The sequence below is a fragment of the Paraburkholderia sp. CNPSo 3076 genome (assembly GCF_026343935.1).
In the GTDB taxonomy this organism is placed as follows: Bacteria; Pseudomonadota; Gammaproteobacteria; order Burkholderiales; family Burkholderiaceae; genus Paraburkholderia; species Paraburkholderia nodosa.
The window spans coordinates 55,970-63,350 of the sequence record NZ_JAPMAL010000042.1; the positions used below are offsets into that span (position 1 = coordinate 55,970).

The 7,381-nt window shown below is 58.1% G+C and carries 6 protein-coding genes and 1 pseudogene; 4 read left to right on the forward strand and 3 right to left on the reverse strand.

Going from position 1 to position 7,381, the window contains the following annotated elements; all coding sequences use genetic code 11:
* Nucleotides 1-27 precede the first annotated feature (27 nt).
* Together M3A49_RS35735 and M3A49_RS35740 are read left to right on the forward strand one after the other, a co-directional pair.
* A complete protein-coding gene (locus tag M3A49_RS35735; protein WP_266233087.1) occupies nucleotides 28-1,536 on the forward strand; it encodes an aldehyde dehydrogenase family protein in 1,509 nt (502 codons plus the stop codon).
* A gap of 60 nt (nucleotides 1,537-1,596) precedes the next feature.
* The gene (locus tag M3A49_RS35740; protein ID WP_266233088.1) at nucleotides 1,597-3,036 is read left to right on the forward strand and encodes an APC family permease; all 1,440 of its coding nucleotides are present in this window, start codon (nucleotides 1,597-1,599) and stop codon (nucleotides 3,034-3,036) included.
* A 212-nt stretch (nucleotides 3,037-3,248) separates the two neighbouring features.
* Here M3A49_RS35740 and M3A49_RS35745 read toward each other — a convergent pair whose 3' ends face one another.
* Nucleotides 3,249-3,824 carry a TetR/AcrR family transcriptional regulator gene (locus M3A49_RS35745; protein WP_323183465.1) on the reverse strand — a complete coding sequence of 192 codons (576 nt, stop codon included), beginning with the start codon at nucleotides 3,822-3,824 and terminating at the stop codon, nucleotides 3,249-3,251.
* A 57-nt stretch (nucleotides 3,825-3,881) separates the two neighbouring features.
* Here M3A49_RS35745 and M3A49_RS35750 point away from each other — a divergent pair.
* Nucleotides 3,882-4,325 (forward strand): annotated as a pseudogene (locus M3A49_RS35750) (NAD(P)/FAD-dependent oxidoreductase); the annotation flags it as partial.
* Between the two features lie 275 nt (nucleotides 4,326-4,600).
* Nucleotides 4,601-5,863 carry an adenylate/guanylate cyclase domain-containing protein gene (locus M3A49_RS35755; RefSeq protein WP_266233090.1) on the forward strand — a complete coding sequence of 421 codons (1,263 nt, stop codon included), beginning with the start codon at nucleotides 4,601-4,603 and terminating at the stop codon, nucleotides 5,861-5,863.
* Between the two features lie 228 nt (nucleotides 5,864-6,091).
* On the opposite strand, the gene catA is transcribed toward M3A49_RS35755, so the two are convergent.
* Entirely contained in the window at nucleotides 6,092-7,027 is a 936-nt protein-coding gene (gene catA / locus M3A49_RS35760; protein ID WP_266233091.1) for a catechol 1,2-dioxygenase, read from the reverse strand.
* 45 nt (nucleotides 7,028-7,072) lie between these two features.
* On the reverse strand, nucleotides 7,073-7,363 hold the full coding sequence (gene catC / locus M3A49_RS35765; protein ID WP_133189525.1) for a muconolactone Delta-isomerase: 291 nt from the start codon (nucleotides 7,361-7,363) through the stop codon (nucleotides 7,073-7,075).
* Nucleotides 7,364-7,381 lie beyond the last annotated feature (18 nt).

Genomic DNA, 7,381 nt, shown 5'->3' on the forward strand with positions numbered 1-7,381 from the left:
GACCTAGTTAAAATTGGAGGCGGTGCTGTGGAGCGAAACCTGGGATCCCGGTTGGTCGAGATTCTTCCCGAAGTCAGGGCATTTCTCGATCGGGCGCATGGTGCCTTCATCGACGGAAAGTCGGTCCCGTCGACTACGGATCGATACATTGATGTTCATAACCCGGCGGATGGCTCTGTCATCAGCAGAACCATCGAGGGCTCGCGTCATGAGGTCGATCTGGCAGTCGACAGCGCCCAGCGCGCCCTGGGTGTCTGGCGCGCCATGAGGCCCGCCGACCGGGAGCGGTGCCTGGTCCGGTTCTCTGAAGTGATCGAGGCTCATGCCGAAGAACTGGCGCAAATCGAAACGCTGAATCAAGGCAAGTCGATCAATCTTGCGCGCGCCGTCGACGTTGCTGGATCAGTCGAATATGTTCGCTACATGGCAGGCTGGGCGACCAAGATTGAGGGTTCGACGCTCGATCTGTCGATACCGATTCCGCCGGGAACCAGGAATCTCGGTTTTACATTGCGCGAACCGGTCGGCGTGGTGGGGGCCATCGTGCCCTGGAATTTTCCGATGATGATCGCGTTGTGGAAGATCGCGCCGGCACTGGCGTCGGGATGTACGATTGTCGTCAAACCGTCGGAAGACACACCGCTCACCGCATTGCGGGTAGCTGAACTGGCGCTCGAGGCTGGCATTCCGCCAGGTGTGGTCAATGTTGTCCCAGGATACGGGCGGGATGCGGGCGCGGCACTGGTCGAGCACGCCGGCGTCAACAAGGTGACGTTTACCGGCTCGACCGAAACTGGCCGTCATATTGGCATGTCGGCGCTGAAGAACATGACGCGCTTCTCTCTGGAACTCGGCGGCAAGAATCCGTTGATCGTCCTGCCCGACGTCGACGTTGATCAGATCATGCCGGGCATCATGGGCGCGTGTCTCCTCAATCAGGGGCAGGTGTGCGCGGCGGCGTCGCGGCTTTATGTGCATCGCTCAATCTATGACCGGGTCGTAAGCGGGATGAGCGACGCCATAAAGCGCTTACGTATGGGTCCGGGCATGGACCTGAGTGCGGATCTGCAACCGCTGGTGTCGCACGCGCACGTCGAAAAAGTCGCCGCGCTGGTCGGGCAGGCGGCCAAGACGGCGGACATCGTCACGGGCGGCAATCGTCCGGATTCCAGCGGCTTCTATTTTGAGCCGACATTGATCGTCAATGCCGACGCCAATAACCCTGCAATGCGCGATGAGATCTTCGGGCCAGTGATCAGCGTCACGCCGATCGAGTCACTGGATGACGCAGTGACCCTGGCGAACGCTTCTCGAAATGGTCTGGCCGCGAGCGTGTGGACCAATGACCTCAACTCGGCATTGCGCGGCATTCGAGCACTGGAAGCCGGCACTGTCTGGGTCAACAGCCATATTCCGGTGGATCCCAACTTGCCGTTCGGCGGCTACAAGCAATCGGGTATCGGCAGGGAGCACGGCCGGCAGATGATCGAGCAGTACACGGAGATCAAGTCGGTGTGTATTCCGGTTCCGCTGTGAGAGATGCCCAGGAATCCATATTAGTCGGAACAGTTGATAAGCTAAATATTGGAGACGTCAATGAAAACGATGGAGAGTAACCAAACCTCGCTGCGCAAGGACGCGCTGGGTTGGTTGAATATTGTGTTTCTGGTGATTGCGACCAACGGTCCTCTGACGGCCCTGGTTGGCGGCGCGCCACTTGCGATCGGCATGGGTAACGGGGCCGGCGCTGCGGGTACGTATGTCGTGGTTGGCTTGCTGTATCTCGTCTTCAGCGTTGGCTTTTGCGCGATGAGCCGCTACGTGAAGAATGCCGGTGCATTCTATGCGTATATCGCCCAGGGGTTGGGACGCCCGTGGGGGATCGGTGGAGCATTTATGGCAATCCTCGCGTATAACGCCATGCTGATCGCCTGCTATGCGATGATCGGCTTTTTCATCAGTTACGGCGTCCAGTCACATTTTGGTGTTGCAGTTCCATGGTGGATGTGCACATTGGCCTCGATGGTGGTCGTGTTTTTCTTTGGCTACAAGAACATCGCATTTAGCGGTCGTGTGTTGTTTGTACTGATGCTTGCCGAAGTCTCCATCATCCTGATTCTTAACGGAGCCATTCTCGGGAAGAGTGGTGCGAGTGCGGTCGCCTTGACGCCGTTTATGCCGTCGAATGTGTTTGGTCACGGGTTTGGCGCCTCGTTCGTGTTCGTCGTCAGTTGCTACATGGGTTTCGAGACGACGGCCATCTATGCGGAGGAAGCACGCAACCCGGAACGTTCGATTCCCCGCGCCACGTATGCGGCGGTCATCCTGATCATGGCTCTGTATGCAGTTTCCGTGTGGCTGGTGACGAATGCCTACGGTATTCCCGAAGCGGTAGCGCAGGCCTCGAAGGACCCGGGCAACATGTGGTTCATCATCACGCAGCGGTATCTGGGTGCCACTGCGGCCGATATCACCAATATGCTGATGATCACGAGCCTGTTGGCGGCACTGATTAGCTTCCACAATGCCTCGGCGCGATATCTGTTTGCCCTCGGACGCGAGGGTGTGCTGTGGTCGCGCTTCGCCAAACTGCATCCGGTTCAACAGACGCCTCACGTTGCCGGTATATTCCAGATTCTGGTCGGCGTCGCGGTCATCGTGCTGGCTGCGATCTATAAGGCCGACGCCATGCTCGTCGTGGTTCCGCTGTCCAGCGTTCCGGCGGCGGTCGGTATCGTTGCGGTGCAGGCGCTGACTGCGCTTGCGGTGATCGGGTTCTTTGCGCGTAATACCCACGGAGTGTCGATCTGGCAACGTCTGATCGCGCCGACGATCAGCGGCGTGGGTCTCGTGCTTTGCGTCTATGAAATCACCAGCAACGTGTCGCTGCTCACGGGTACGAATTCGTGGTTCTCGGAAGCGCTTCCGTGGATAACGCTTGCGGTTGGTGTGTTTGGCGCAGGCTTCGCCTATTGGCTGAAAGCTGCCCGTCCTGAACTCTACAAGGGTATGGGGCGGCTGCTCGACGAAGCGTAGGCCGTGTAGCGGTTGCGATATTCGCCCTCACCAAGTACGCTTAGTGAGGGCGAATCGCGTTGGCTGAGGAGGGCGCGGCAGCGAGAGTAAGCATCGTCCGCATGGCTTCCTCTTCGATACCATCGAGGCCGTGAGGATAGGCTTCGCGCTGGGGAATCAAGCTCATCAGGCCTTCTATCTGGCACGAGATCAGCGCGGCGCGCAGCGAGCAATCATGCGCGCTGAGGCGCGGATTGGGCCTCTCCGATAAAACACGAAAGTTCTGCGCGCTGCGCCACGTAAATCTGCTCGACGATCGAACGAGCAGATTCCTGGGTCTGTGCGATCGCCCACGTATTGAAGAAAATCGCCTGTGTGCGGGGCTCCCGATTGCCAGCCAGCGTATGACGGAGCGCCGCTTCCAGCCGTTCTTCTGAACTCAAGTGCGCATTGCCAGCCAGGGTGCGGTACTGTTCGAGATACCTTGATGCCAGCAGCGTCATGACTGCACCCAGGAGATCTTCGCGGGTCCTGAAATGAAACTGCAGATTGGACAGGCTGATACCCGCTTTGCTTGCGATCTTCCGCATCGAGAGTTCGCCATAGCCCTCGTCGACGATGATGTCGATGGCGATGCGCAAAATTCGTTCGATAGTATTTCGACCACGCTGCGTGGCTGCCGATGTGTTTTCAGTCGTCGCGGCAATTTTTGTGGCGACGCTATTGGAGTCGGCATCTACTGACATGTCTTGTGGCATGCACACTGAGGGGCATTCGCGTTGGCTCCAAAGAATATTATCCGCTTTCATTTTCACACAATTCGCGTGGGAGAGAATTTTAAAATTCACTGCGATTTTTGTGAAATCATGCCGAACGCGGTAAAGCGCGGCTATCACATGCACTATTCCGTGATAAATGGGGCAAAACTGAACCAGCCCGTTCTCGACGCGGAGGCGGGCTTCCTGATTCCCCCGATGCTGCGCGGCGTCCGCCTGACGAGAGGTGTCGAACTGGGTTATCGCGATACGGCCAGGACCCCGGTTCAGCTCGAGCGGACGAGGCGCTCGCATGCGGCCTTTTTCGGCCCAGCGCGCGGGCGGATCCCGCGCCGTGGTGCGGTTGCCGCCCCTGCACGCCCGCATGTTGCCGGTCATTGGGCCAGCGCCGACGCACGACAACCTCTGTTTCGCATTCGGACACGCCCACTACGGTCTGGCGCTCTGGCCGGTTACCGTCCGGCTAATCGCAGAGATGATGGCAGGTGCGCCGACGTCGTGGGTCTGAGACCATTTCACGCCAACTGGCTCTGAACCGAAGCAACTGTGTGGACTGGGCTTCAGAATCAGTGAGGCTCTCAAACTGGTCACCAACAAACTCAATGGCCAGTACGGTGCCGGTGGCTTAAAGATAATGTTGAGCTGGATTTGGAGCGCGCGCCGTGCATGCGTTGTATTTGTATGAAAATATCAATGCTCGCATCTTCTGTGCGCGACTGGGTACACTGGGAGCATCAGATCGATAGCATGCTGAAGGCAATCGGGTGAGCAAGCGCCGCACCGGATGCCGGAGGCGCAAGAGGTGAAGCATGGCTGCGATCCATCTCCAGTGTTTCTCTACCGTCGCAGAATTTCGGGTGGGCGACGTGACGCTCTCTGCAGGCGATGACCTCCAGACACAGCGTAATAAGTTAGCGCGCATCATGTTTGACTCGATGTATCAGTTCGTAGGTCTACTGGATACGGACGGGACAATGCTCGAGATCAACCATGCTGCGCTTGAAGCCGCCGGGATACGAATGGATGACATTCGTGGTAAACCGTTCTGGGAGGCGCGTTGGTGGGTCGTTTCGGGGCAGACCCAGGCCCTGCTCCGGGAACTGATTCACCGCGCTGGCGAAGGCGAGTTCGTCCGCTGCGATTTCGAAGTCTACGGTCACTTAGCGGGTGCGGGGACGATCGTCGTCGATTTTTCGATTTTGCCGATCAAAGATTCAAACGGTGACGTCGTATTCCTGCTTCCTGAGGGCCGCAATATCACTGAGAAAAAACGGGCGGAAGCCGAGATTACGCGTAAGAACGAGGAATTGCGGGCGAGCTGGGAGCTAATCCAGCGCCAACGCGACGAACTCCAATGCCTCTATGACAAGCTCGCTGTCGAGCAAAAAATGTCGGAGCGGCTACTGCTCAATCTGCTGCCCTATCCGATCGCTGAACGGCTGAAAGCGCGCCCGGACCTGATCGCCAACAGTATTCCTGAAATCATCGCGGATAGTTTTACGGATGTCACGGTTCTATTCGCTGATATTGTGGCGTTCACGCAGTTTTCGGCGCTTATGGATCCGGAGCAACTAGTCGCTTTACTCAACGAGATTTTCGCCGAATTCGATAACATCGCCGACCACTGGGGCCTTGAAAAGATCAAGACTATCGGTGATTCGTACATGGCAGCATGTGGGCTGCCAGACCCAGCTCCTGACCATGCAGGGAGGGCAGCTCATATGTCACTGGATATGATCGATGCGCTTGCGCGATTCAATCGGCGCCACGGCTACAGCCTCCAAATGCGTATTGGCATCAATAGCGGGCCTGTGGTCGCCGGTGTCATCGGCAGGCGAAAGTTCATCTATGACTTGTGGGGCGCTGCAGTCATCACCGCCAGTCGAATGGAGTCCCACAGCGTGGCGGGGCGTGTGCAGGTTACCGACGCCACGCGGGGCCTTCTTGGTGATCGTTTTCTGTTTGAGGAGCGAGGCGAGATTGAAGCGAAAGGCATAGGTATGCTGCACACCTGGTTCCTGACGGGCACAAACCCGCTATACGCGGAAACGGGCGACACGTCAGCGCAATAACCGTTTCACCTTTTGCCGCCGCTGGATTAGACGCTTGGTTCGTGGACGTTGCGCATATCAGCGCTTCTGGACAGCGAGCCACATATTCGGAATTTAGCCGATCCCACGCCTTCTACGGTCGACTTTCGTCCGTCGGTTTATCAGCTAGCACGCGTCTCGCGGGTAGCAGCGGCCAATTCACTACACTGACCGGCGGCGGCGTTGCGGCGCCGCCACCGGCTCGCCCAATTACGCTGCGGCTGAAGCTCGAGGGCGATTGACGATCTGGTTATCCTTGCCCTGGACCAGCGGGGTCAGGGAAATGTTGAATTCGATGTCCTTGTACGTGTCGGCCTTCAGGCCCAACGCCGTACCGCCGGTCTTTTCCGCGACGTGAGGAATCAGGTCTTCACGCGTGGCGTAGGCGAAATCGTCCCAGATCAGCGGATCGCCTTCGATGTTGAATTGCGTCGTCAGCTTGCGCTGGCTGTCGCTGGTGACAAAGAAATGCACGTGTGCAGGACGGTTGCCGTGACGGGCGATTTCGTCCAGCAGTTGCTGCGTTGCGCCCTTGGGAGGACAGCCATAGCCGACCGGCATCAGCGTGCGGAATTCGTACTTGCCATCGGCGCCGGTTTTCACCGCACCGCGCAGGTTGAAGTCGCTTTGCGCCCCCGTCGGGTCGAAGTGCGAGTAGAAGCCCTTTGAATTCGCGTGCCAGCATTCGACCACGGCGCCAGCGACCGGCTTGCCATCCGGACCGGTGACCGTGCCGTGGATGATGAGCGGACCCGCATCGGCGTCGGGATTGATGTCGATCTTCGAAACGCCATCGCGTAGGGGCGCGCCCGCCACATACAACGGACCTTCGATGGTGCGCGGTGTACCGCCGTCAATGCCGATCGCCTTGTCCGAAGCGTCCATGCGGATGTCGAGGTACTTCTCGAGACCGAGGCCGGCAGCGAGCAGCGCCGCTTCACCGTCCTGGCCGAGCTTGTTCAAATAATTGATGCCGGTCCAGACTTCGTCGGGTGTAATGTCGAGATCGTCGATGGCCTTGAAGAGATCGCCCAGCAGACGGTGGACGATCTGCTTGAAACGTGTGTTGCCGTCGTTCCCGTCAATGTTTGTGGCGGCCTTCAGCAGGTCCTGCACTTCCTTCGTGTCGAATACTTTTGCGCTCATGGTCTTTGTCTCCTGGTGCTTGCTGGTATTGAGGGGGAAATCAGCTCAGGCGTCGTTGTCCCTGACGGAGGACGGGTGGCGACACAACGGCGTGACCGTTATCTTCATGTACGGAAAAAGCGGCAAGGCGGTGAGAATGTCGTGCAGCTCTGCATTGCTCTCGACATCGAAGATGCTGTAGTTCGCGTACTCGCCCACCAGTCGCCAGATATGGCGCCACTTGCCGCTGCGCTGCAGCTCCTGCGAGTACGCCTTTTCGCGCGCCTTGATTTCATTGGCGACATTGGCCGGCATGTCGGCCGGGATGTTCACATCCATGCGTACGTGGAAAAGCATCGTCAATTCCGTTTATCA